At 71.5% G+C, this 23695-nt stretch carries 16 protein-coding genes; 6 read left to right on the plus strand and 10 right to left on the minus strand.

Features of this window, described 5'->3' with window-relative positions:
- Window positions 1–68: 68 nt before the first annotated feature.
- The 6 genes from HNR14_RS19050 to HNR14_RS19075 form a co-directional block, all read right to left on the minus strand.
- Window positions 69–6011 carry an Ig-like domain-containing protein gene (locus HNR14_RS19050; RefSeq protein ID WP_179702233.1) on the minus strand — a complete coding sequence of 1981 codons (5943 nt, stop codon included), beginning with the start codon at window positions 6009–6011 and terminating at the stop codon, window positions 69–71.
- Window positions 6008–7447 carry a protein kinase domain-containing protein gene (locus HNR14_RS19055; RefSeq protein ID WP_179702234.1) on the minus strand — a complete coding sequence of 480 codons (1440 nt, stop codon included), beginning with the start codon at window positions 7445–7447 and terminating at the stop codon, window positions 6008–6010. The genes HNR14_RS19050 and HNR14_RS19055 overlap by 4 nt, the downstream gene beginning before the upstream one ends.
- Window positions 7448–7587: 140 nt before the next feature.
- The gene (locus tag HNR14_RS19060) at window positions 7588–8424 is read right to left on the minus strand and encodes a protein phosphatase 2C domain-containing protein (RefSeq protein ID WP_179702235.1); all 837 of its coding nucleotides are present in this window, start codon (window positions 8422–8424) and stop codon (window positions 7588–7590) included.
- Window positions 8421–9689 carry an FHA domain-containing protein gene (locus HNR14_RS21445; RefSeq protein ID WP_179702236.1) on the minus strand — a complete coding sequence of 423 codons (1269 nt, stop codon included), beginning with the start codon at window positions 9687–9689 and terminating at the stop codon, window positions 8421–8423. Before HNR14_RS21445 ends, HNR14_RS19060 begins: the two co-directional genes overlap by 4 nt.
- Before the next feature lie 45 nt (window positions 9690–9734).
- Complete coding sequence (locus tag HNR14_RS19070) at window positions 9735–10460, minus strand: cache domain-containing protein (RefSeq protein WP_179702237.1); 726 nt, start codon at window positions 10458–10460, stop codon at window positions 9735–9737.
- Window positions 10453–11244, minus strand: coding sequence for a FadR/GntR family transcriptional regulator (locus HNR14_RS19075; RefSeq protein WP_343064540.1), 792 nt, complete (start codon window positions 11242–11244; stop codon window positions 10453–10455). Before HNR14_RS19075 ends, HNR14_RS19070 begins: the two co-directional genes overlap by 8 nt.
- Window positions 11245–11335: 91 nt before the next feature.
- On the opposite strand from HNR14_RS19075, the gene HNR14_RS19080 reads away from it, so the two are divergent.
- From HNR14_RS19080 to HNR14_RS19090, 3 genes are read left to right on the plus strand one after another with little or no spacing between them, the layout of a single operon-like run.
- Entirely contained in the window at window positions 11336–12538 is a 1203-nt protein-coding gene (locus tag HNR14_RS19080; RefSeq protein WP_246311600.1) for a CaiB/BaiF CoA transferase family protein, read from the plus strand.
- Window positions 12535–13701 (plus strand): acyl-CoA dehydrogenase family protein, encoded by a 1167-nt coding sequence (locus HNR14_RS19085; protein ID WP_179702239.1) that lies wholly within the window; start codon window positions 12535–12537, stop codon window positions 13699–13701. The genes HNR14_RS19080 and HNR14_RS19085 overlap by 4 nt, the downstream gene beginning before the upstream one ends.
- Window positions 13698–15101, plus strand: a complete 1404-nt coding sequence (locus HNR14_RS19090; RefSeq protein WP_179702240.1) for an aldehyde dehydrogenase (NADP(+)) — start codon at window positions 13698–13700, stop codon at window positions 15099–15101. Before HNR14_RS19085 ends, HNR14_RS19090 begins: the two co-directional genes overlap by 4 nt.
- An 80-nt stretch (window positions 15102–15181) precedes the next feature.
- Here HNR14_RS19090 and HNR14_RS19095 read toward each other — a convergent pair whose 3' ends face one another.
- Window positions 15182–16702, minus strand: coding sequence for an APC family permease (locus tag HNR14_RS19095; RefSeq protein WP_179702241.1), 1521 nt, complete (start codon window positions 16700–16702; stop codon window positions 15182–15184).
- A 110-nt stretch (window positions 16703–16812) separates the two neighbouring features.
- A complete protein-coding gene (locus HNR14_RS19100) occupies window positions 16813–18243 on the minus strand; it encodes a gamma-aminobutyraldehyde dehydrogenase (RefSeq protein ID WP_179702242.1) in 1431 nt (476 codons plus the stop codon).
- Window positions 18244–18332: 89 nt separating this feature from the next.
- Between HNR14_RS19100 and HNR14_RS19105 the strand changes: the two genes are divergently transcribed.
- The 3 genes from HNR14_RS19105 (at window position 18333) to HNR14_RS19115 (ending at window position 21737) form a co-directional block, all read left to right on the plus strand.
- On the plus strand, window positions 18333–18815 hold the full coding sequence (locus tag HNR14_RS19105) for an Lrp/AsnC family transcriptional regulator (protein WP_021763306.1): 483 nt from the start codon (window positions 18333–18335) through the stop codon (window positions 18813–18815).
- Between the two features lie 2 nt (window positions 18816–18817).
- A complete protein-coding gene (locus tag HNR14_RS19110) occupies window positions 18818–20230 on the plus strand; it encodes an aspartate aminotransferase family protein (protein WP_021763307.1) in 1413 nt (470 codons plus the stop codon).
- Between the two features lie 118 nt (window positions 20231–20348).
- Window positions 20349–21737: an NAD(P)/FAD-dependent oxidoreductase gene (locus tag HNR14_RS19115; protein ID WP_179702243.1), complete on the plus strand. Its 1389-nt coding sequence runs from the start codon at window positions 20349–20351 to the stop codon at window positions 21735–21737.
- A gap of 92 nt (window positions 21738–21829) precedes the next feature.
- Here HNR14_RS19115 and HNR14_RS19120 read toward each other — a convergent pair whose 3' ends face one another.
- A complete protein-coding gene (locus HNR14_RS19120; RefSeq protein WP_021763309.1) occupies window positions 21830–22381 on the minus strand; it encodes a YceI family protein in 552 nt (183 codons plus the stop codon).
- 126 nt (window positions 22382–22507) lie between these two features.
- A complete protein-coding gene (locus tag HNR14_RS19125) occupies window positions 22508–23683 on the minus strand; it encodes a glycoside hydrolase family 3 N-terminal domain-containing protein (protein ID WP_179702244.1) in 1176 nt (391 codons plus the stop codon).
- Window positions 23684–23695: the final 12 nt, after the last annotated feature.

A 23695-nucleotide genomic window follows, 5' to 3' on the forward strand; every position in this document is an offset into this window, starting at 1 on the left:
CTCTCGGGGTGGGGTACGGGACGCGGACCGCCGCAGGCCGGTCCGGTCATCAGTATGACGGTGCCGGGTCATTGCATGCCCGAAGCGGGATAGGGGGTGCTGTACGTGTCGCCCGCGGAGCGCGTCACGGAGATGACGAGCGAGGGGTCGGGGTCGGTTCCGGGCGCCTGGCAGCTCGCGGTCTGGCCCGTCGCCGGCATGTCGGCAGCGGTGTCGCCGCAGCTGAAGCGGACCGCGGAGTAGCCGGATCCGTTCGGCCACGCGGTCCAGGTGAAGGTGCGCGTCGCCGCGTCGTAATGCTGGCCGCCGATCGCGGTGGACACCGCGACGCCGAGCGGGAAGCTGTTGGGGTTCTGGTCGGTGCACAACTGCGACCCGTCCCCGTATGTCTCGCAGATCCTCGTGATCGTGATGGCCAGGTCCATCCCGTAGTGCGGTCCGTTGGAACCCGCGGCGATCCGGTTCGTGCTCGTGAGGACGCCGCTGTCGATCGCGCTGCCGCCCGAGGTGAGCGTGTACGAGACCGACGCCGTCGTGCCGCTGCCGGCCGCGTACGCCACGTTGGCGATCGAGAAGTCGAACAGGTTCTGGGCACTGGAGACGAGCGACGGGTCGGCCGAGACGTCGGAGACCTGCCCGGGCGCACGCCGCTGGGTCGCCGTGACGACGGTGCTGGCCGTGCAGCCCTGGCCGTTGTAGGCGTAGACCACGAAGTTGTAGGTCTGGTTCGGCTGCAACCCGGAGAAGTCGACGCTCCCGGCCTGGACCTTCTTGAACGACCCGGATGTCGGGTCGACGTGCAGGACGGTGTTTCCGCTCTCCACGCCGGTCACGGAGCAGCTCGGCTGGGCTCCGCCCTGGTAGACGCCCGCGTAGTAGGCGACGATCGCCCGGCCGTTGTCGCTGAAGACCCCCGGCCAGCTGAGCGTGGCGGTGCTGCCGTCGGCCGTGTTCGGCGACGCGGTCGGCGCCACGCCCGTGACAAGCGGTGCGCCGGCAGGGACGCCGCTGCTCTGCGTCTGGTTCCAGGTCGTCCGGCCCTGATAGAACTCGTTCCGCGCGGCGACCGTGATCCCCACCGAGATCCCGTTGGCGAGCGTCCCGTCGGTCACGTTCAACGCGTAGGCGGTGCCGACGGCGTCCGATCCCGAGACCTGCAGCGAGCTGGTGACGCCGCCCACGGTGACCAGGTACGACGTGATCGGGCTGGCGCCGGCCGCGTTCGCCGGCTTGGTCCACGTCACTCGGAGCCCGTTGTTCAGGGAGGCGGAGGAGACCGCAGCCGGAGCGTTCGGGATCACGTCCGACCAGGTCGCCTCCGCGTACGGCGTGGGGTCCGAGAGGCCGAGCGCGTTGCGCGCGCGCACGCTGAGCTGCACGGCGTTGCCGGGACCGTTGCCCGGGGTCTGGATCGCGCAGGAGGTCGTCGTGCACGTCGTCGTCGACAGTGTCGCGCCGCTCGCCGCCGACGTCATGGTCACCTCGAAGCCGGTGATCGCCGAGTTGTTGAAGGCCCCGGGGATCCAGCTCACCGTCAGGCTGCGGTCGCCGATCGCCGTGATCTGCACGTTCGACACCGGCGAAGGCCGGTCCTGCACGGAGATGGTGATCGTGCCCCAGGTGTACCGGTCCGGGTCCCCCGTCGCGTCCGCGACCTCGTACTGCAGCGTGGTGTCCGCCGGCGCCGCGGTCGCCGAGACGGTCACGTCGAGCGTCGCGTTGTCGGCGCTCGGAGTGATGCTCACGCCGCTCGGGAGCGCGCCGCCGAGCCCGCGCACGGCGACGACTCGCAACGGCTTGCCCGGGAACGGGTTGGTCGCGGCGTCATTGGCCAGCACGTCGACCCTGGTGGTCTGGCCGCGCGGGGCGATCACGCGATCCGGCTGCGGGCTCGCGAGCGGCCGCGTCGACGGCACCACGTTGATGTCGATGCGCCCGGCCTGCCCGGCGTTGACGGCGTCCTTCACCCCGATGGAGATCGACGGGGTGGACCCCTTCTGCGCCCCGGCCGCCACGGTGACGGTGAGCTTCTGGCCGGCGAGGGAGGTCGTGACGCCCGCGGGCTGCGGGTTCTGGACGGAGTAGGTGAGCTCGCCCTGGTCCTTCGCGTACGGGTAGCTCGTCAGCTTCGTGAGATCGATGGTCTTGCTCTGGCCGGGCTCGAAGTCGATCAGGGCGCCGGTGAACACCGGCGGCTGGTTCTCGCGCGGGGTCACGTCGATCGGCAGCACGATCGTCGCGACGTTGCCCTGCGGGTCGGTGGCGCTGGTGCCGTCCGTCACCTGGAACGAGATGGAGGCGGGGCCGAAGTACCGCGCCGCCGACGTGTACTGGAGGGTGTCGCCGCTCAGCACGAGGTCGTCGCCGTTCGCGTGGGTCGCGCGCACCGTCGCCGCGTCCGTCAGCCGCACCTTGCGTCCGCCGACGGCCACGATGTAGTCGTTGAGGCGGATGGTCAGCGTCTTCTCGCTGACGACCGAGAGCTTCGGCGCCCCGCGCTTCACCTGCGGGAGCGCGTCGTCGTATCCCGGGACGTGCACGAAGCCGTACGCAACGACGGACGGGTCCTCGGGGTTCGCGACGGCGAACGGGATGATCTGGCTCGTCGCGCCGATCGTCACGCGCACGCGCTTGCCCGCGGTGACCTGCGCGCTGTCCCCGTAGCCGGGCACGACGGAGAGCTTCAGGGTCGAGACGGCACCGTCGGCGAAGAACACGTTCGCCAGCACGTTCACGTCCACGTGATCCTTGCCCAGGATGTCGGAGAGACCGAGCGTCGTGTCGTCGACGAGCGGACGGGCGGGCGGTGCGTTCGCGTCCACCGTCACGCGGAGGAAGGCCTGACTGGTCCCGCCGCGCTCGTTCTGGATCGTGTAGAGGAAGCCGTAGACCCCCTCCTTCGCCGGCGCCGAGACGACCACGATGTCGCCGGTCACCGTGGCCTTCGCCTTCCCGTCGAGCGACGAGACGCCGGTCACGGCCAGCGGGCTGCCGTCGGGGTCGCTGTCGTTCACGAGCACCTGCACGCTGAGCGTCTTGCCGGGACGCGTGGTGACGTCGTCCTCCACCGCGACGGGGTTGCGTGCGCCCTCCACCCGCGCGGCGATGCCGACGCGCACCGTACCGGTCGCGCGGGCGCCGAGGGCGTCGACCACCGCGTAGGTGAAGGTGTCGGTCCCGGCGGCGTAGTCGCCCGCCTGGAAATCCATCCAGTCGGGGCCGGAGGCGATCACCGCGCCCTTCTGCGGGTTCGTCTCCTGACCGATGAACTGGACGGAGTCGCCGTCCGGGTCGATGCCCGAGAGCGGGACGGTGATGCGGACGACGTCGCCGGCCAGCACGCGCGCGGTCACGGTCTTGGGCACCGGCGGGTTGTTGGTCGCCGCGTCGCGCTCGCGCACGGCGATGGTCACCTCGGCCGTCGCCCACTGGCCGTCCTCGCCGACCACTTTGTACGCGGCGGTGTAGTTGCCCGGCTTGGTGGGCGCCAGGTAGCGCAGGTGGTCGCCGCTGGCGAAGAGCAGGCCGGCGCCGGCGGGCAGCGGCGACGCCAGCGTCGGGTCCAGGATCAGCTTGTCGCCGTCGGGCTGCACGTCGTTCGCCAGCACCGGGATGTCGACGACGTCCCCCACGCGCACGGCCACCGAGTCGGGGGCGGCGATCGGAGGCTGGTGCACCGTGAGCGGCGGCAGCTGGACGATGGTGACCGTGCCCGTTGTCTCGGCGAGGCCGTTGCTGAGCCGGTAGTGGAAGTCGATCGGACCGGCGAGCGGCCGGCTCAGGGTGACCCGCAGCGTGCGCTGCTGCAGCACCTGGACGTGCACGCCGGCGCTCGCCTCGGGCTCGGTCGCGCCCGTGACGAGCAGCACGCCTCCGGACGGGTCGATGTCCGTGGACAGCACGTCGACATCCTGGGTCGCCTGTTCCCGGATGAACGCCGTGTGCGGCACGGCGATCGGCGCGGTCTTCGCCCCCGGCGGCGCCTTGACCTCGACCCGGACCAGCCCCGTCGTCGTGACCACGCCGTCCGTCACCGAGTACTCGATGTTGTGGGTGCCGGGCTGGTCGGAGTCGAATCGGAAGGTGCCGCCCTGGTAGTCGGCGGTGATCGTCGCATCGGCCTTCGTGGGCACCGTCGCGAGCCGCACGGTGCCGTTGCCGCCGCGCACGTGGTCGAGGGGCTGGATGGTGACCTCCTGCCCTTCGTACGCCAGCACGGCGAACGGGTCGGCGATGATCGGCACCTGTCCGGGCGCCCGCACCGTGACGGCGAGCAGTCCGCTGCCCTCGGCACGGCCGTCGGAGAGGACGAGCGCGACGTCCTTGAGGTCGCCGCCCTCGCCGTGGTCGGAGAACGCGACCCGGCCCTGGGGGGTGAAGGTGACGGTGTCCGGAGCGGGCACCGACGCGCCGGCCAGGTAGAACGAGTCGCCGTCGGGGTCGTAGCAGTCGCCCAGCACGTCGGACGTCACGCGTCCGCCGGTCTGGACGACGGCCTTCGCATTGCGCACGCACACCGGCGGAGAGTTCTCGAGCGCACCGCGCACGGTCACGGTGACGTGCGCGGTCGCCGTCCCGCCGCGCCCGTCGGAGATCGTGTAGTCGAAGGCGATCGCCCCGCTGGCCGTGTCCGGCAGCGAGATCTGCAGCTGTTGGTCGGCATTGGTCAACTCGATCGTGCCCTGCTCGTCCGGGATGGAGGTGAAGGAGTCGATCGCCAGCACGTCGCCGTTGGGGTCGTAGTCGTTGAGCAGCACGGGCAGCGGCGTGACGCGGCCGGGGCGCGCGCCGAACTGGTCGTCGACCGCGACGGGAGGCTGCTCCTGCTTCTCGAATTGCGGCGCCGTGTCCTGCTTCGACTGGTCGACCAGCTCCTGCGTGGTCTTCTTCGCGACCAGCTCGTCCCAGTTGTCGATGCGCGTGTTGCCGCTCTGCACCGCCCAGGAGATGCCGGACCGGGTGTCGTTCAGCACCGCGCGGTCCCCGTTGACGCGGAACGCGAGCGTCGCTCCGGACGGCACGTCCGCCAGGGTCGACCGCTGGCCGGACCCGGAAGCGTCGCACGAGCGCCAGGCCGTCCCGCCGTTCCAGCCGGCGTAGGTGCACTCGCCCACCGTTACCGGCGCCGCCGCGGCTCCGGAGGCGGAAGCGAAGGGGGTGGAGGCCGCCGTTCCGTCGAGCGGCACCCGGATCAGGCCCGTGGTGGTCCCGATCCAGACCGCGTCGCCGGTCGCCGACGGCTGCTGCAGCACGGGGTCGGCGTTCGCGCCGAGGCGCGAGGACAGGCTCACGGAACGGCCGTCGAGCCACAGCCGTCTCTCGTCCGGGTCGAGCAGCGCCCAGTGACCGGCGACCGTCGTGAGCGACACGTCCGCACCATCGCCGCTCGTCGGCACCGTCGTCGTGGTGGTCGACGGCTCGCTGCCGCTCAGCTCGATCCGCACGACCGAGCGTGTCGACGGCTGGTAGGTCACGAGCGCGGCGCCGGTCGGGTCCATCGCCGCGACCGTGCGGCCGCCCAGGTCGACGGTCGCGGCCGAGCCGGAGTTGAACTGGTCGAGCTGGGCGACCGTCGTCAGCCAGAGCTGCCCGGTCGTCTGCGAGAGCAGCGCCACCCGGTCGCCGGCGAGGAACACCTGCGGCGACCGCGGGGGCAGGGCGACGGATTTGCCGGCCTCCGCGGTCGCGGGGTCGACGACGGAGACCGTGTTGGCCTCCCGGTCGATCAGCAGCACGTTCTCGCCGTCCTGCACCACCTCGAGCGCTTCGCCGGTGCCCGCGACGACCGAGTTGAGCTTGTCGATCTCGGTGTTGGCCCGGCCGAGCGACTTCTTCGCGTCGCTGGCGACCCAGACCGACGCGTCGTCGAGTTGGAGGTGCTGGGCGCTGTAGCCTCCCGACACCACCGCGAGGGTGGTCACCAGGGCCGCGACCACCGTGCCGCTCACCGCGGTGGCGGCGATCGACTTGTGCGCTGCGACCCAGGTCCAGGCGGCGCCCAGGCGGCTCACGACCCGCCGCTCCGCTCCACGCACTTCTCACCGCTCGCCGAACCGGTCTTGCCGTCGCGGTTCACCGTCACGGTGACGCAGACCGTCTGACCGGCACGCGCATCCACCCGGAACTCGGAGGTGCGCTGGCTCGCGGGCGGCTGGTCGTCGACCGTCACCTGGTAGACGTCGCCCGACTGCAGACCCGGGTCGCTCCAGCTGAAGACGACCGTGCTGCCGTCGACCCGGCCGCTGAGGTCGCGCACGGTGGGGATGTCGTCGGACGCGCCGGCGCGCACGAGCACGATGGCGGCCGTCACCCCGAGGACGACGACGAGCACCGCGCAGGCGACGAGCGAGTAGACGAGTGCGCGCGACGTACGGGCAGGGACGGAGGGCCCGGTGCCGGGCGCGCTCCCCGCGCTCCCCGCGTTCTCGCGCACGATCGTCCGGGTCGGCGACCGCGTCGTGGTGGCCGACGCCGGAGCGCGCCGCCGCGGACGGGCCGAGCCGGTCGGGTCGACCGCGACGACACCCTTCACGCGCGTGCGGTCCTCGGGGTCGACGGCCGTCGCCCGCGCCCAGTCGTCGGTCGCGACCTCGACGGGGGTCTGCGGGAGTCCGAGCTCCTGCTCCACCGCCTGCAGCTCCCGCACGAACTCGAGCGCGGACCGCTGGCGCTGGGCGGGCTTGCGCGCCATCGAGCGCAGGAGGACCTGCTCCAGCCGCGGCGGCACGTCCGGCCGGTCGATGGGCTGCGGGCGTCCCTTGGTGATGCGGTGGATCAGCTCGGCGGAGGTGTTCTCCTTGCCTGGCACCTCGAACGGCGACCGCCCGGCGATCAGCGAGTAGACGGTGGCGCCGAGGGACCACACCTCGCTGGCGACCGTGCCGCTGGTCTCGTCGAGGAGCACCTCGGGCGCCGACCACGGGATCGACAGTCCGATCGCCTCGGTCACGTCGGCCTCGCTCAGCGTCGCCGCGATCCCGAAGTCGCTCAGCACCGGATGGCCGTACGCCGTGGTGAGGATGTTGGAGGGCTTGATGTCCCGGTGCAGCACGCCGGACCGATGCGCCGTCTCCACCGCGCTCGCGATGCGCACGCCGACGTTCAGCGCCTCGGCGACCGGGAGCGGTTCGCTGCGGTAGCGCTGTCCGATCGCGGACGAGCACAGCTCCATCACGAGGTAGGGGCGTCCATCCCCCGAGACGCTCGCCTGGTAGACCGTCAGGATCGACGGATGCGTGCTGAGCTGGGCCATGAGGTTCGCCTCGGCCTGGAACATCTGCTTGACCTGGCTGGTGACGACCTCGGCGAGCATGACCTTGACCGCGACCTGTCGACGGGGCATGTTCTGCTCGTACAGGAACACGTCGGCGAAGCCGCCGGAACCGAGGACCCGGACGTACGAGAAGCCGGGGAGGTTCGGCGGCTGGGACGGCAAGCGCCGGGCCACAGGGCTCCTCCGTTCAGCGTCGAGAGCGTTCGCGGGTGCGAGCGTTTCCCAATTGTAGGCAGCGGGATGGGAGCCTCAGCTGGCTGTGACCCGTGCGTGACACCGGCGAGCACCCCCACTCCGGGGGGCATGCGCGGGGCTCAGTGGCGGCGGGCGGCGCGCCGGGACGAGCCCTCGCGGTGGGCGCCGCTCTCGGGAGTCGCCAGCACGTCGACGACGACGACGGTGACGTTGTCGCGGCCGCCGTTGCCGAGGGCCGCGTCCATGAGCTGCTGGGCCGCGTCGAGCGGGGACGAGCCCTCGCCGAGGTAGTACCGGATGCCGTGTTCGGTGAGCTCCTTCGTCAGGCCGTCGGAGCAGACGAGCAGGCGCGAGCCGGCGACGATCGGGAAGAGGAAGAAGTCCGGGACAGGGTCCTCGTTGAAGCCCACCGCACGGGTGATCACGTTGCTGTGGGGGTGCACCTCGGCCTCGGCCGGCGTGATGGCGCCGGCATCGAGGAGCTCCTGGACGATGGAGTGGTCGACGGTCAGCTGCTCCAGCGTGCCGTCGCGATAGCTGTAGACCCGGGAGTCCCCGATGTTGAACACCAGCCAGTACGGAGAGCCGTCCACGAGGGTGAGGGCGGCGCCCGTGACCGTCGTGCCGGTGCCGAGGTCGGTGTGCCCGACCCCGCGGCCCATGTCCCCGACGGCGGAGCGCAGCGCTCCGGTCAGTGACTGCTCACCGACGAACTCGGTCGACACCTGCTCGGCGAGCCGGGTGACGACGGCGGACGACGCGAAGTCCCCCGCGGTGTGACCGCCCATCCCGTCGGCCACGGCGAAGATCGGGGAACGGGCCAGGAGGCTGTCCTCGTTGACGCTGCGCCGGTAGCCCTTGTCACTGAGCGCCGCCCAGGCGAGGCTGATGCGCGCGTCCGGGGTTCCGGGCACGGCCACGGTGTGGCGCCTGTTGCTGCGACCGATCTGGGTCACTCGCGTCCCTCTTCGTCTCGGTGCCCGTCCGTGCCCCCAGTGCCCCCCGGCGCGGCGGTGATCTCGATGATATTACCGTCGCCGATCTCGACCGTCGCCCCCGCGAGCGCGACCGTGGACTCGCCGGGCCGCAGGCGGAAGCCCGCTCCGCCCGGTGCGATCACGCGCGTGCCGTTGGTGGAGCGGAGGTCGGTGACGACCACGGCGTCCCCCGATTGCTCGATGCGGACATGGGTGCCCGACACCTCCTGGGTCGCCGAGACGACGGCGACGAGGCGCGGAGCGACGCCCGACTCGACGCGGGATGCGGAGGGGTGCCGGCCGAAGACGACGGGGGTCTCGAGGGGCAGGATGTCCCCCGCCCCGAGGCGGACCGCGAAGGTCGCGGGCGCAGGCGGCAGGACGACCGGCTCGGTCGGCGGCTGCGCCGACTCGACCGGGGAGAACGTCAGCGCGTCCGGCGTGTCGGGCCCGGATGCCGGGGTCTCGATGTCGACGGCGCCGGGCAGCTCGTGCGCGACCGGCCGCTCGGTGAGTGGAGCGACCTCGCCGCCCGCGAGCGGGACCGGCGTCAGTGCCGCGGACGTGGACGGCGCCCCCGCGTGGCCGAACAGACTGCCGCCGCGCTGCGGGATGATCGTCTCCCCCGCTGCCGCGTCGGGTTCGGTGCCGGCCTGTGGGCGCACCGTGGGAGCGGCCTCCGGAGCGGCGCTGCGCTCGACGCGCTCGATCGGCGCGAGCGACCAGGTCAGCAGTTCGCCGTCGACGACGCCCAGGCCGACCGGCAGCGAGCCGATCGACAGGCGGGCGACGGGACCGGTCGGGGCGTCGTCCGCGCCCAGGACGAGACCGGTCACGCTGCGGAACTCCGCGAGCACCCACGGCTGCACGCCCGCCGCCGCGAAGCGCCGCGATCCGCCGACGGAGAAGATGTCGATCGCGGCGGATCCGCGCACCACGGCCGTCACGACCACGTCGCCGGTGGGGCCGGGGCGGCCGATCTCGGCGACCGCGAACGAGCGGACGCTGTCGGGGCCCACCAGGGGGAACGCGCCCACCACGGACTCGATGGTCGCGAGCTCGGATCCGGCCAGCCACCAGACGGCGTCGATGATCTCGTCGGAGACGGTGCTCTCGACGGCGGCGACGAAGCGGCGTCCGGCGATGAGGAGCCAGCGAGACGGACCAGCGGTCGGTGCGTAGCGGACGAAACCGTTCGCGGCATCGGCGGCGCGTGCGACGGCCGACGTCGGATCGGAGCTCACGCGGCGCCCCCTCTCGTCGTCACGGCGGCCACCTGCCGCGGCGGCCTATCCGAGTGTAGTCGTCGGGAGGAGCCGGAAGGGCGTGCCCGGGCACGACTGAGCGCGTGCGTCCGTGTCGTCGAGAGGCTGGACCGTTCCTGGGAGCACCGCCGGATCGGTCGAGACCATCACCCGGCCGTCGGCGTTGACCAGCACCAGGGGCGACCCGGCCGCCAGGAGAGCCGGGAGGAGCTCGTGCTCGAGGCGCTTGACGAAGACGTCGACGCCGACGACCCCGATCATCCGTCCGTCCCGCTCCACCGGCGCGGTCACCGTGACGATGTAGTCGCAGGTGCAGAGGTGGTCGACGTAGGGGCCGGTCACGTGCGTCCGGTGCGTCGATTGCGGGACGCGGTACCACTCGAGCGAGCGGAAGTCGCGCAGATAGTCGGTGTACGAGCGCGTGCCGAGGTCGAGCTTCGTCGGCCCGGACGTCGCGCCGTAGACGGGGTTCTCCTCCAGCGGACCGAGCCACCAAGAGAAGTGGACGGCGTCGGTTCCGGTGAGCTCGGGCGCCGCGATGAACCCGGCCCCGACGAAGAGCGCGTCGGCGTCGCCGAGCTCGGGCAGCACGAGGTCTCCGGCCACGGCGTCGAGCGTCGCCGTCGAGGGGCGGTCCGGCGTGGCGTCGAGCACGGTGTCGCGCCAGCGGGCCAAGGTCTGCTGGATGCGGGAGAAGAGGTCGCCGACCCGCTGCGCCGCCCCTGCGAGATCGGTCGTCTGCTCAGGCATCGGTCGCCCCTCCACGCTCCAGGCGCGCCTTCGCCGCGAGCAGCCACTCGGTGACCGACGCCACCAGGTCCGTCACCGCCTCCCGGGCGGCGGCCCGGTCTCGCCCAGCGACGGCGGCGGCGACCGCGTGCATGGCGAGGACGGCGCGCTCGCGCGGGGCGTCATCGTGCAAGCCGATCCACAGCAGCGGCCCGTACTCTGCCTGGAGCCGGATCTGCTCGCGCACCAGCCGCGCCGACTGGCTGAGCACCGCGAGCTCGAGCAGGAAGCCGCCTGCGTTGCGCCGCGCATCGGCGGGCGTCGCGAACGAGGCCGCGTCGAGCCACGCGGCGAGCCGGGCGCCGTCGGCCGGGGTGGCGCGCTCGGCGGCCCGGTCGGCACAGCCCGCCGCGATCGCCGTCACGTAGACGCCGAGATCGGCCAGCTCGACCTGCGACAGGCCGTGGAGCCGCGCGGTGAGCAGGGCGTCCTCCCCGCCGTCCGGCGCGACGACGAAGCTGCCGCCGTCGCGACCGCGACGCGTGTCGACCAGCCCGGCCTCCCGCAGCATCCCGAGCCCCTCGCGGGCCGTCACGAGGGCGACCCCGAAACGGCGAGCCAGCTCCGCCTCGCTCGGGAGGCGCTCGCCCGGCACGAGGACGCCGAGCACGATCGCGTCGGCGATCCGGCGCGACACCTGCTCGGCGCGGCCCACATCGGCGAGTTGCGCGAACACCGCGTCGCGGGCGCCCGGGGACACCCGTGCGGGCCCGCTCGTCCGGGTCGGTTCGGTCGCGCTGGTCACCCGCCCACGATATCCCGCCGCAATCATTCGGTATAGGATGAATTCACGATCGCGGCGCATGGAGGCGCCTGGCAGCGGAACGGAGCGCAGCATGGCCGACGGAGTCCTCGCCGGAGTGCGCGTCGCGGATTTCTCCCGCGTGCTCGCCGGCCCCTACGCCACGATGATGCTCGCCGACTTCGGCGCCGACGTCGTGAAGATCGAGAGCCCGGCGGGCGACGACACCCGCGCGTGGCGGCCGCCGGTGAATGCGTCGGGCGAGTCCACCTACTTCGCCTCGGTCAACCGCAACAAGCGCTCCGTCGTCTGCGACCTGCGCACGGAGGCCGGACTGGCGGATGCTCGACGACTCGCCGCAACGGCCGACGTCGTCGTCGAGAACTTCCGGCCCGGCGTCATGGAGTCGTTCGGCCTCGACGAGGATTCGCTGCGCGCCGGGAACCCTGGCCTCGTCTACTGCTCCATCACCGGCTTCGGGCGCGAGGCCGGAGCCGCGCTGCCCGGCTACGACCTGCTCGTGCAGGCCGTCGGCGGCCTGATGTCGATCACGGGTGCACCCGAGGGCGAGCCAAGCAAGGTCGGCGTCGCACTCGTCGACATCCTCACCGGGCAGAACGCGCTCGCCGGCATCCTCCTCGCTCTGCGCGCCCGGGACGAGAACGGCCGGGGATCCCGGGTCGACGTCGACCTGCTCGGCTCCCTGCTCGCTGCTCTGACGAACCAGGCGTCCAGCACGCTCGCCACCGGGACTCCCCCGCCGCGCCTCGGCAACGCGCACCCGAGCATCGCACCGTACGAGCTGTTCCACGCGGCCGACCGGGAGTTCGTGGTCGCCGTGGGGAACGACCGGCAGTTCGCCGCCTTCGCCGAGACGATCGGGCTCCCCGGGCTAGCCACAGACGATCGCTTCGCGACGAACGAGGCCCGCGTCGGGCATCGCGCCGCGCTGCGCGCACTGCTGGAGCCCGCACTCGCCGGCCGCCCCGCGGCGGACTGGGTCGACGCGTTCGGGCGCGCCCGCGTTCCCGCCGGCCTGGTCAACTCGATCGCCGAGGCCTTCGCCTTCGCGGACGCGCTCGGGCTGTCCCCGGTCGTCGAGACCCGCGACCCCGCATCCGGACGCAGCAACCGCCAGCCCGCGACGCCGATCCGGCTCGACACCGCTCCGGCCCTCCATCGCACGCCGCCGCCTCTGCTCGGCGAGCACGAGCCGTACTGGCTCGACGACACGGCGACCTCGACCACGACCACGACCACGACGCCATCCACCACCGACGATAGGGACACACCGTGACCGCATCCTCCCTCGACGAGGCCTTCAGCATCGACCACCTGCTCAGCGACGAGGAGCGCTCCTGGGCGACGAAGGCCCGGGCGTTCGCGACCGAGCGCATCCGCCCGGTGATCGAGCAGGACTTCGAGGACAAGCACTTCCGCCGCGAGCTCGTCGCCGAGCTCGGCGCGCAGGGATTCCTCGGCATGCACCTGAAAGACGAGGGGTGCGCCGGCGCTGGCGCGGTCAGCTACGGGCTGGTCTGCCACGAGCTCGAGGCCGCCGACAGCGGCTGGCGCACCTTCGTCTCGGTGCAGGGCTCGCTCGCGATGAGCGCGATCTCGAAGTTCGGCTCCGACGAGCAGAAAGCCGAGTGGCTGCCGCCGATGGCGCGCGGCGAGCGGATCGGCTGCTTCGCGCTCACCGAGCCCGACGGCGGCAGCGACCCGGCGGCGATGACCACCCGCGCGCGGCGCGACGGCGACGACTGGGTGATCACCGGCGTCAAGCGCTGGATCGGCCTCGCCGCCCTCGCCGACGTCGCGGTGGTCTGGGCGGGCACCGACGACGGGGTGCGCGGCTTCCTCGTGCCCACCACGACGCCCGGCTTCTCCGCCACCGCGATCGACGGCAAGCTCTCGATGCGGGCGTCCGTGCAGTGCGACGTGGTGCTCGACGAGGTGCGCGTGCCCGCTTCGGCCCAGTTGCCCGGCGCCCGCGGACTGTCCGGCCCGTTCTCCTGCCTCAACGAGGCCCGCTACGGGATCGTCTGGGGCGCGATGGGCGCCGCCCGCGACTGCCTGGAGGTGTCGATCGCGCGCGCGACCACGCGTCAGGTCTTCGGCCGGCCGATCGGCGCGACCCAGCTCATCCAGGAGAAGCTCGCGAACATGCTCGTCGAGTACGAGAAGGGCATGCTGCTCGCGCTGCACCTCGGACGGCTCAAGGAGGCGGGTCGCCTCACGCCCACCCAGATCAGCGTCGGCAAGCTCAACAGCGTAAGGGAGGCGCTGGCGATCGCGCGGGAGGCCCGCACCATCCTCGGCGGAGACGGCATCACGAACGAGTTCCCGGTGATGCGCCACATGGCGAACCTGGAGTCGGTCCGCACCTACGAGGGCACCGACGAGATCCACACGCTCGTGCTCGGTCGCGCGCTCACCGGTCTGGCGGCCTTCGCATGAGCGCCGCGGTCGAGACCGTCGACGCAGCGGCGACAGCCGCGACGGTCGCCTCCCGCTCGGTCACCACGCGCGCGGAGCGGGCCGGCTGGCTGGAAGCGCTCGCCCTCGAGCTTGAGGCCGACCGCACCGAACTCGTGCGCATCGCCGCCGCCGAGACCGGGCTCTCGGACACGCGGCTCGACGGCGAGGTGACCCGCACCGCCTCGCAGCTGCGGTTCTTCGCGGGCGTCGTGCGCGAGGGCGGCTACCTGGAGGCGACGCTCGACTCCCCCGATCCCGCACTCATCCCGCCCCGCCCTGACCTGCGCCGCATGCTGCGGCCGCTCGGCCCGGTCGCCGTCTACACGGCGTCCAACTTCCCCTTCGCGTTCTCGGTGCTGGGCAACGACACGGCGTCGGCGCTCGCCGCCGGCTGCCCGGTCGTCGTCAAGGCGCATCCCGGACACCCGGAGCTCTCCCGCCGCACCGCGGAGATCGCGCAGAGCGTGCTCCCGGCCGGGATGTTCACCCTGGTCGAGGGGATGGAGGCGGGCGTCGCGCTCGTGCAGCATCCCGCGATCACGGCGGCGGGCTTCACCGGCTCGGAGCGTGGCGGCCGGGCGCTCTTCGACCTCGCCTCCGCGCGCCCGAAGCCGATCCCGTTCTACGGCGAGCTGGGGAGCATCAATCCGGTCGTCGTGACGGCGGACGCGGCCGCGGTCCGCGGGCCGGAGATCGGCGCCGGCCTGGTCGCCTCGTTCACGCGCGACGCCGGGCAGTACTGCACCAAGCCCGGGCTCGTGTTCGTGCCCGCCGGCGGTGCGGTCGAGGACGCCGCGCGGGAGGCGCTCCGCGCGGCCCCGTCGTCGCGGCAGCTGACCCCGGGCATGACCGCCGCGTTCTCGACCGGCGTCGAGGCGTTCGGCGAGGTGCCCGACGTCGAGGTCGTCCGCGGTCCGGCGACGGCGGACGGCGTGTCCGCTCCCGCGCTCGTCCTGACCGACGCGCGCACCTTCCTCGCCCAGGCCGACACGTTCCTCGCCGAGTGCTTCGGCCCGGTCAGCGTGCTCGTCCGCTACCGCGACACCGAGCTGGACGCCCTCGTCGCCGCCCTCGAACCCTCGCTGACGGCGACGATCCACCGCGCACCCGGCGAAGACGTCAGTGCGCTGGCTGGAGCTCTCGGCTGCATCGCAGGCCGCCTGCTCTTCGACGGCTGGCCGACCGGCGTGGCGATCGGCTGGGCGCAGCACCACGGCGGGTCCTGGCCGGCGACCACTGCCTCCATCCACACCTCGGTAGGTGCGACGGCGATCCGGCGGTGGCTCACGCCGATCGCCTACCAGGACGCCCCGCAGGAGGTGCTGCCTCCCGAGCTCCGCGACGGCAACCCGCTGGGCATCCCGCGCCGCGAGTCCTGAGGGACGAGCCACGCACGACCCGGGGTCGCGTCCCGTCACCCCGCCGAGGCGGGAGTGGGGGGCCGCGACCCCTCCGCGCGTCAGGCGCGCGGAGCCCCGGCCCCGGAGCGGTGCGCCCGCAGCAGCTCGGCGACCCGGATCGCGTCGCCCTCGGGGGCGTCGGACTTGCGGTCCGGCCGCGCGATCAGCAGGTACAGCCCGCCCGCGACCACGACGATGCCGAGGCCGATCAGCACGATCCAGTCGTTGAAGGCGTTGCCCGTCGACGTCGGCCAGGCGAGCAGGATCATCGCGCCGATGCCGTAGAGCAGCGCGATCGCATTGATCACGATGCCCGCGCCGCCCAACGTGAACGGTCCGGCCGGCCGCCACCCGCGCAGCCGCTGGCGCAGCGACGCGAGCACCACGGACTGGAACGCCACGTAGATGCCCAGCACGGCGAACGCCGTCACCTGGGTGATCAGCCCGTCCGGCCCGACGTAGACGATCAGCGTGATGATCACCGGGATCGAGCAGGCGACGATCAGCGCGTTGACCGGCACCTTGCTGCGCGGGGACACCTTCGCGAGCCAGCGGTGCGCCGGCACCATCCCGTCGCGCGCGAACGAGAACAGCAGGCGGCTCGCGGCGGCCTGGAGGCTGAGCACGCACGAGAGGAAGGCGGTCACCGCGACGACCAGGAAGATCTTCGCGCCGACCGGGCCCAGCGAGGACTGCAGGATCTCCGGGATGGGGTCGACGTCGTCGCCAGCGACGATCTTCTGCAGGTCGGGAGCGGCGAGCACGTAGCCGCCGAACGCGAACAGGGCCGAGACCCCGCCGACCAGGATCGTCATCATCATGGCGATCGGGATGCGCTTGGCCGGGTTGGCCACCTCCTCCGCCACGTCGCCGCACGCCTCGAACCCGTAGAAGAGGAACAGTCCGGCCAGCGCCGCGCCGAGGAAGGCGACCAGGTACGACCCATTCCCCTGCACACCCATCGAGTCGAAGAAGACGGAGAACTCCTGCTTGCGCTGGAAGATCAGCAGGTAGATCCCGACCGCGATCACGCCGACGAGCTCGGCGGCCAGGCCGATCCGCGCCACCGTGGCGAGCGTCTTGGTGCCGGTGAAGTTGAGCGCGAGGGCCACGATCAGCAGCAGCACGGTGAGCCCGAGCGTGACCTCCTTGGTCGCCGGGAGGCCGAACAGGCTGGCGAGGAACCCGCTGCCGTAGGACGCGACGGCGGTGATCGTCACGATCATCGCCCAGATGTAGACCCAGGCCGCCATCCACGCGTACCGCCGGCCCCACAGCCTCCTGGCCCACGGGTAGATGCCGCCGTGGATCGGGTACTGCGACACCACCTCGCCGAACACCAGCGAGACCGTGAACTGCCCGGCGCCGACGATGACGATCCACCAGATCGAGGGCGGACCCCCGGTCGCCAGCGCGGTGGCGAACAGCGAGTACACGCCGACCAGCGGCGAGAGGTAGGTGAACCCCAGGGCGAAGTTCGCCCAGAGGGTCATGGAGCGGTTGAACGAGTCCTCGTAGCCGAGGACGGCGAGGTGCTCGCCGTCCCCGAGCTCCGACGAGGTCGAGGGTTCTGCGGACATCGGATGCCTTCCGGATCAGCTCCACACGGCGATGTGTGTGGGGGCAGCGTACCGGAGGTCGCGGCTTAATACCTATAGGACAGGATGATTGAACCCGCCCGCGTGTCGCGTCACTCCCCGATGTAGCTCATGACGTGCTTGATGCGGGTGTAGTCCTCGAAGCCGTACTGCGAGAGGTCCTTGCCGTAGCCGGAGTGCTTGAACCCGCCGTGCGGCATCTCGGCGACGATCGGGATGTGCGTGTTGATCCACACGCAGCCGAAGTCGAGCCCCTTGGCGAAGCGCATCGCGCGGCCGTGGTCCTTCGTCCAGACGGACGAGGCGAGGCCGTACTGAACGCCGTTCGCCCACCGCATGGCCTCCGCCTCGTCGGTGAAGCGCTGAACCGTCTGCACCGGGCCGAAGATCTCGTTCTGCACCGCGTCGTCGTCCTGCCGCAGCCCCGAGACGATCGTCGCCTCCCAGAAGTAGCCGCGGTCGCCCTGCCGCTTGCCGCCGAGCTCGACCGTCGCGTGGTCGGGCAGGCGGTCGACGAAGCCGCTGACCTGCGCCAGCTGGTTCGCGTTGTTGAGGGGCCCGTACAGGATGCCGTCCTCCCACGGTCCTCCGGTCAGGGCGTTGGCGCGGGCGTACTCGGCGAGGGCGGCGACGAACTCGTCGTGGATGCCGCTCTGCACGAGCAGGCGCGTCGCGGCGGTGCAGTCCTGGCCCGCGTTGAAGTAGCCGGCGGCGACGATGCCCTCGACGGCCTTCTGGATGTCGGCGTCGTCGAACACGATGACCGGCGCCTTACCGCCCAGCTCGAGGTGCACGCGCTTGAGGTCGTACGACGCGGCGCGCGCGACCTCCATGCCGGCGCGCACCGATCCCGTGATCGAGATCAGCTGCGGGATCGGGTTCTCGGTCATCGCCGCGCCCGTGCTGCGGTCGCCCAGCACCACGTTCAGCACACCCGCGGGAACGAACTCGGCCGCCACCTCGGCCAGCAGCAGCGTCGAGAGCGGGGTCGTGTCGGACGGCTTGAGCACCGTCGTGTTGCCCGCGGCCAGCGCCGGGGCGAACTTCCAGACCGCCATGTTCAGCGGGTAGTTCCAGGGTGTCACCTGTCCGACGACCCCGATCGGCTCGCGGCGGATGAACGAGGTGTGGTCGCGCATGTACTCCCCGGCGGACCGCCCCTCGAGGTTGCGCGCGGCGCCCGCGAAGAAGCGGATCTGGTCGACCGAGAGCAGGATCTCGTCGTCGACCAGCGTGGAGCGCGGCTTGCCGGTGTCCTGCGACTCCGCGTCGGCGAACTCCTCCGCCCGCTCCTCCATCGCGTCCGCGATGCGGAACAGGGCCAGCTGGCGCTCCGCCGGGGTCGTCTCACCCCAGGTCTCGAATGCGGTCTGGGCCGCACGGTAGGCGTCGGCCACGTCTTCCGCGGTGGACACCGGGGAGGTCGCGTAGACCTCCTCCGTCGCCGGGTCTATCAGGGGCAGGGATGACTCCCCACGCGCCTCGACGTGCGTGCCGTTCACGAAGTTCTTCAGCTCGGTCATGGCCGGGAGTCTACTGATTTCGTCATCGAATACGCCAGGAAAGTGCGGAATCGCTTGCCAGAGTGCATCGCCACTGACAGAATCGCTCCATGAGTACCCCTCGGGCAACGAACGGCGCGAAGGCTCCGCAGATCGACGACGTCTCCAAGGCGATCATCGAGCAGCTCCAGGTGGACGGCCGCAAGTCGTACGCCGAGATCGGCAAGGCCGTCGGTCTGAGCGAGGCAGCGGTCCGCCAGCGCGTGCAGAAGCTGACCGAGTCGGGTGTGATGCAGATCGTGGCCGTGACCGACCCGATGCAACTCGGGTTCTACCGCCAGGCGATGATCGGCGTCCGGGTCTCCGGGGACACGCGCGTCGTGGCCGACAAGCTGGCAGCGATGCCCGCCGTCGACTACGTCGTCCTCACGGCCGGGACGTACGACATCCTCGCCGAGGTGGTGTGCGAGAACGACCTCGACCTGATCACCATGCTCAACTCCGAGATCCGGACCCTCGACGGCGTGCTGTCGACCGAGACGTTCGTCTATCTCAAACTCCACAAACAGTTCTACAACTGGGGAACACGATAACCATGACAACCGTAGAAACGTTCGGCGAGCCGATCACCTCCGACGAGGCGACGCTCCAGGCCAAGGCCAAGGACCACCTCTGGATGCACTTCGCCCGCCAGTCGGTGATGGAGGACGGCGGCGGGGTGCCCATCATCACCCGCGGCGAGGGCCACCACATCTGGGACTCGCACGGCAAGCGATACATCGACGGCCTGTCCGGTCTGTTCGTGGTGAACGCGGGCCACGGCCGCAAGCGCCTCGCCGAGGCGGCGGCCAAGCAGGCCGAGCAGCTCGCCTTCTTCCCGATCTGGTCGTACGCGCACCCGAACGCGATCGAGCTCGCCGACCGGCTCGCGCACTACGCTCCAGGCGACCTCAACCGCGTCTTCTTCTCGACCGGCGGCGGCGAGGCGGTCGAGACCGCCTTCAAGCTCGCCAAGTACTACTGGAAGCTGCAGGGGCGCCCGACCAAGCACAAGGTGCTGTCGCGCAACGTCGCCTACCACGGCACCCCGCAGGGCGCGCTGGCGATCACCGGCATCCCGGCCATGAAGGAGATGTTCGAGCCGCTGACCCCCGGTGGGTTCCGCGTCCCGAACACGAACTTCTACCGCGCGGGCGAGATGGGCGCGCCGACCGACGACATCGAGGCCTTCGGCGTCTGGGCGGCCAACCGCATCGAGGAGATGATCCAGTTCGAGGGTCCCGAGACCGTCGCGGCGATCTTCCTCGAGCCGGTGCAGAACTCCGGCGGCTGCTTCCCGCCGCCTCCCGGGTACTTCCAGCGCGTGCGCGAGATCTGCGACAAGTACGACGTGCTGCTCGTCAGCGACGAGGTCATCTGCGCCTTCGGCCGCATCGGACACATGTTCGCGTGCGAGCAGTACGGCTACGTGCCCGACATGATCACCTGCGCGAAGGCGATGACCTCCGGATACTCCCCCATCGGCGCGACGATCATCAGCGACAAGCTGTACGAGCCGTTCAAGCACGGCAACACGTCGTTCTACCACGGCTACACCTTCGGCGGTCACCCGGTCTCGGCCGCGGTCGCGATGGAGAACCTCGACATCTTCGAGGAGGAGGGCCTGAACGAGCGCGTGCGCGAGAACTCGCCCCTCTTCCGCGCCGAGCTCGAGAAGCTGCTCGACCTGCCGATCGTCGGTGACGTGCGCGGCGACGGCTACTTCTTCGGCATCGAGCTGGTGAAGGACAAGAACACCAAGGAGACGTTCGACGACGACGAGTCGGAGCGCCTGCTCCGCGGATTCCTCTCCAAGGCGCTCTTCGACGCGGGCCTGTACTGCCGCGCCGACGACCGCGGAGACCCCGTCGTGCAGCTCGCCCCGCCGCTGACGATCGGCCCGGACGAGTTCGTCGAGATCCGTCAGATCCTCGAGTCCGTCCTCACCGAGGCGAGCAACCACCTGTAAGACGCAGCACCCGGTTGCCAGAGGCGGGTCCGGTCTCCGCGCGAGCGGAGGCCGGGCCCGTTTCTCGCACCCGGCCACCGTTCCGCTCGACACGGCTGTTCCACCGACAGGGAGACGCATGGACTACCGCAGCACCGGCTTCTGGTTCGACTCGATCGCGGAGGCCGAGGGCGGCTTCGCGCCGCGCCCCGGCCTGTCCGAGGATGTGGAGGCCGACGTCGCCATCGTGGGGGCTGGCCTGACCGGCCTCTGGACCGCCTACTACCTCCTGCAGGCCGAGCCGTCGCTACGGGTCGTGCTGCTCGAGAAGGAGGTCGCGGGATTCGGTGCGTCCGGCCGCAACGGCGGCTGGTGCTCGGCGCTCTTCCCGTGGTCCGCCTCCAAGCTCGAGGAGCGATACGGGTTCGATGCCGCGGTCGCGCAGCGGCGGGCGATGGTCGGGACCGTGCACGAGGTCGGCCGCGTCGCGGAGACCGAGGGCATCGACTGCGACTACCGCCTCGGCGGCACGGTCACGTTCGCACGCTCGCGTCCGCAGGTGGAGGCCGCCCGCGCCGAGTTCGCGGAGTCGGAACGCTTCGGCGTCGACCGCGTCGCCCTCTGGGGCACCGAGACCGTGCGGAGTCGCTTCGGCGTGCCGGACGCGATCGCGGCCACGTACACGCCCGACTGCGCGCGCATCCACCCCGGCAAGCTCGTGCGGGGCCTGGCTCGCGTGGTGGAGCGGGCGGGTGGCACCATCGCCGAGGGCACCGCGGTCGTCTCGTGGTCCGACGGCGTCGTGCGTGCCCGATCGGGTGGCGCGGAGCGCACCGTGCGCGCCGGGGTCGTCGTCAACGCCACCGAGGGCTACGGCTCGCAGGTCGAGCAGGTCGGCCGCCGCATCCTCCCCCTCTACTCGCTCATGATCGCCACCGAGCCGCTGCCCGACGCGGTCTGGGAGCGGATCGGCATCGAGCACGGTCAGACCTTCACCGACTTCCGGAACCTGATCGTCTACGGCCAGCGCACGGCCGACAACCGCTTCGCCTTCGGTGGCCGCGGGGCGCGCTACCACCTCGGCAGCACCATCCGCACCGAGTACGACCGCTCTCCCCTCGTGCGCGACCACCTCGTGCGGACCCTCTTCGAGTTGTTCCCGGATGCGGCCGGCGCGCGCGTCACGCACCACTGGGGCGGCCCCTTGGGCGTCCCCCGCGACTGGCACGCGAGCGTCGGCCTCGATGCCGGCCGCAAGGAGGCGTGGGCGGGAGGCTACGTCGGCGACGGCCTCAGCACAACGAACCTGGCCGGCCGCACGCTCGCCGACCTCATCGGCGGCCACGACACCGCGCTCACGCGCCTCCCCTGGGTCGGCCACCGCTCCCGCGAGTGGGAACCGGAGCCGCTGCGCTTCCTCGGCGCGAACGCGGGCCTCGTCGCGATGGAGGGCGCCGACCTCGAGGAACGCGTCACCGGCCGCTCCTCGCTCGTCGCCCGCGCCGTCGCCCCGCTCATCGGGCACTGACCACCCGCCGAGTACGCAGAAAGTACGCAAAAAACCGCCGAGTACGCAGAGAATCTGCGTACTCGGCGGTTCGTGGTTCCGCTCGGGTCGGGTCAGGCCTGCTGGAGGACCGCCTGGAGCTCGAGCGTGATGGTGACGTCCTCGCCGAGCAGGACGCCGCCGGTCTCGAGGGCCGCGTTGTAGGTGAGGCCGAAGTCCTCGCGGTTGATCTTGGTCTTCGCGGTCGCGCCGGCCTTGTAGTTGCCGTACGGGTCCTGGCCGAAGCCGCCGAAGTCGAACTCGAAGGTGACCGGCTTGGTGACGCCCTTGATCGTCAGGTCGCCGTCGACGAGGAAGTCGCCGTCCTCGTGGCGCACACCGGTCGACACGAAGTCGATGGTGGGGTGCTCCTCGGCGAGGAAGAAGTCGCCGGTGCGCAGGTGCGCGTCACGGTCGGCGTTCTTCGTGTTGACGGAGGCGACGTCGGCCTTGGCGGTGACGGTCGACTCGAGCGGGTTCTCGGCGGTCACGAAGGTGGCGTCGAAGTTCTCGAACGTGCCCTTGACCTTGCTGATCATGAGGTGACGGATGCTGAAGCCGACCTCGGAGTGGGTGGGGTCGATGGTCCAGGTGCCCGCCTTGTAGCCGGGGATGTCGATGGTCATTCGCTGATCTCCTTGAGGATCGATGGTCTCGCTTGCGGAGCGGCGGACGATGCTACGCCCCGCTCAGGTACATGCAAGCGTATGGACCCTGGGGATATTCCGAATCCTCGAAAAAAAGTTGACGCGTCACTCTTTCAGCGCGATCGAATGCCGCAGCACGAGGAGCGCACGCGCATCCGCATCGATCTGCGCGGGCGGGATGCGCCCGCCCTGCACGGCGGCGACGACCGCGTCGATCATCGCGCCCGGGTCCGATCCGGTCGGGATGACGTCGAGCACCATCGTGTTGCCGGCGGCGATCGCCTGCACCGCGTTCTCCCCCGGGTCCTGGTACTGCGGCAGTGCGGTGTCCTGCAGCATCCGGAGGTCGTCGGTGATCGTGACCCCGTGGAAGCCGACCTCGTCCGCCAGGATGCGGTGCCACGTCGGCGAGAGCGACGCGGGCAGCGCGTCGACCCCGCTGTAGATCAGATGCCCGAACATGACCACCTCGGCGCCGGCGTCGACGCCCGCACGGAAGGACGGCAGATCCCGCGCCTCCCACTCGGCACGCGTCGTCGGAGTCGTGGGCACGACGAGGTGCGAGTCCGCATCCGTCTCCCCGTGGCCCGGGAAGTGCTTCAGGGTGCTGAGCACCGTCCCGTGCTCCCCCGACACGGCCGCAGCGACACGGGCGGAGGAGGCCGCCGGGTCCGTCCCGAGGATGCGATCGGCGATGAACGAGCCGGGATCGGCGGTCACGTCCGCGACGATCCCGAAGTTGACGTTCACTCCGGCCTGCTTCAGGAGCGCGGCCCGGGTGGCGAACGCCTGCCGCGCGGCGTCGGGGCTCTGCGCGCGGAGCGCCTCGCCGCCGGGCTGGCCGTCCCAGGGCAGGCGGGTGACGTCGCCGCCCTCTTCGTCGATGCCGATGAGCGGCGGCAGCGTCGGGTCGGATGCCCGCATCGCCGCGGTCTGCGCGGCCAGCGCCTCGGGTGACGCCGGGACGTTGTCACCCATGAGGATCATCCCGCCGAGCCCGTACCGGTCGGCGAATCCGCGCAGGGCGGCGCCGTCGGTGCCGGGCGCGTGGAGCATGAAGAGGCTCGCGACCTTCTGCCGCAGGGTCATGTTCGCGAGCCGGGCGTCCGCATAGGCGGCGACCGGATCGGCCGTCGGCGTCGCGTCCGGCTCGCCGCTCGGAGCATCACTCGCCGCGCGCGTGCCGTGCGCGGGAGCGGGCCCGGCCGACGCGCATCCCGCGACCCCCGCGACGAGAGCGGCGGCGACGCCCAGCACCGCCCACCGTCTCGTCGTCCGCATCCCCCGATGCTA

It is taken from the genome of Leifsonia naganoensis (assembly GCF_013410615.1).
GTDB classification, from domain to species: Bacteria; Actinomycetota; Actinomycetes; order Actinomycetales; family Microbacteriaceae; genus Leifsonia; species Leifsonia aquatica.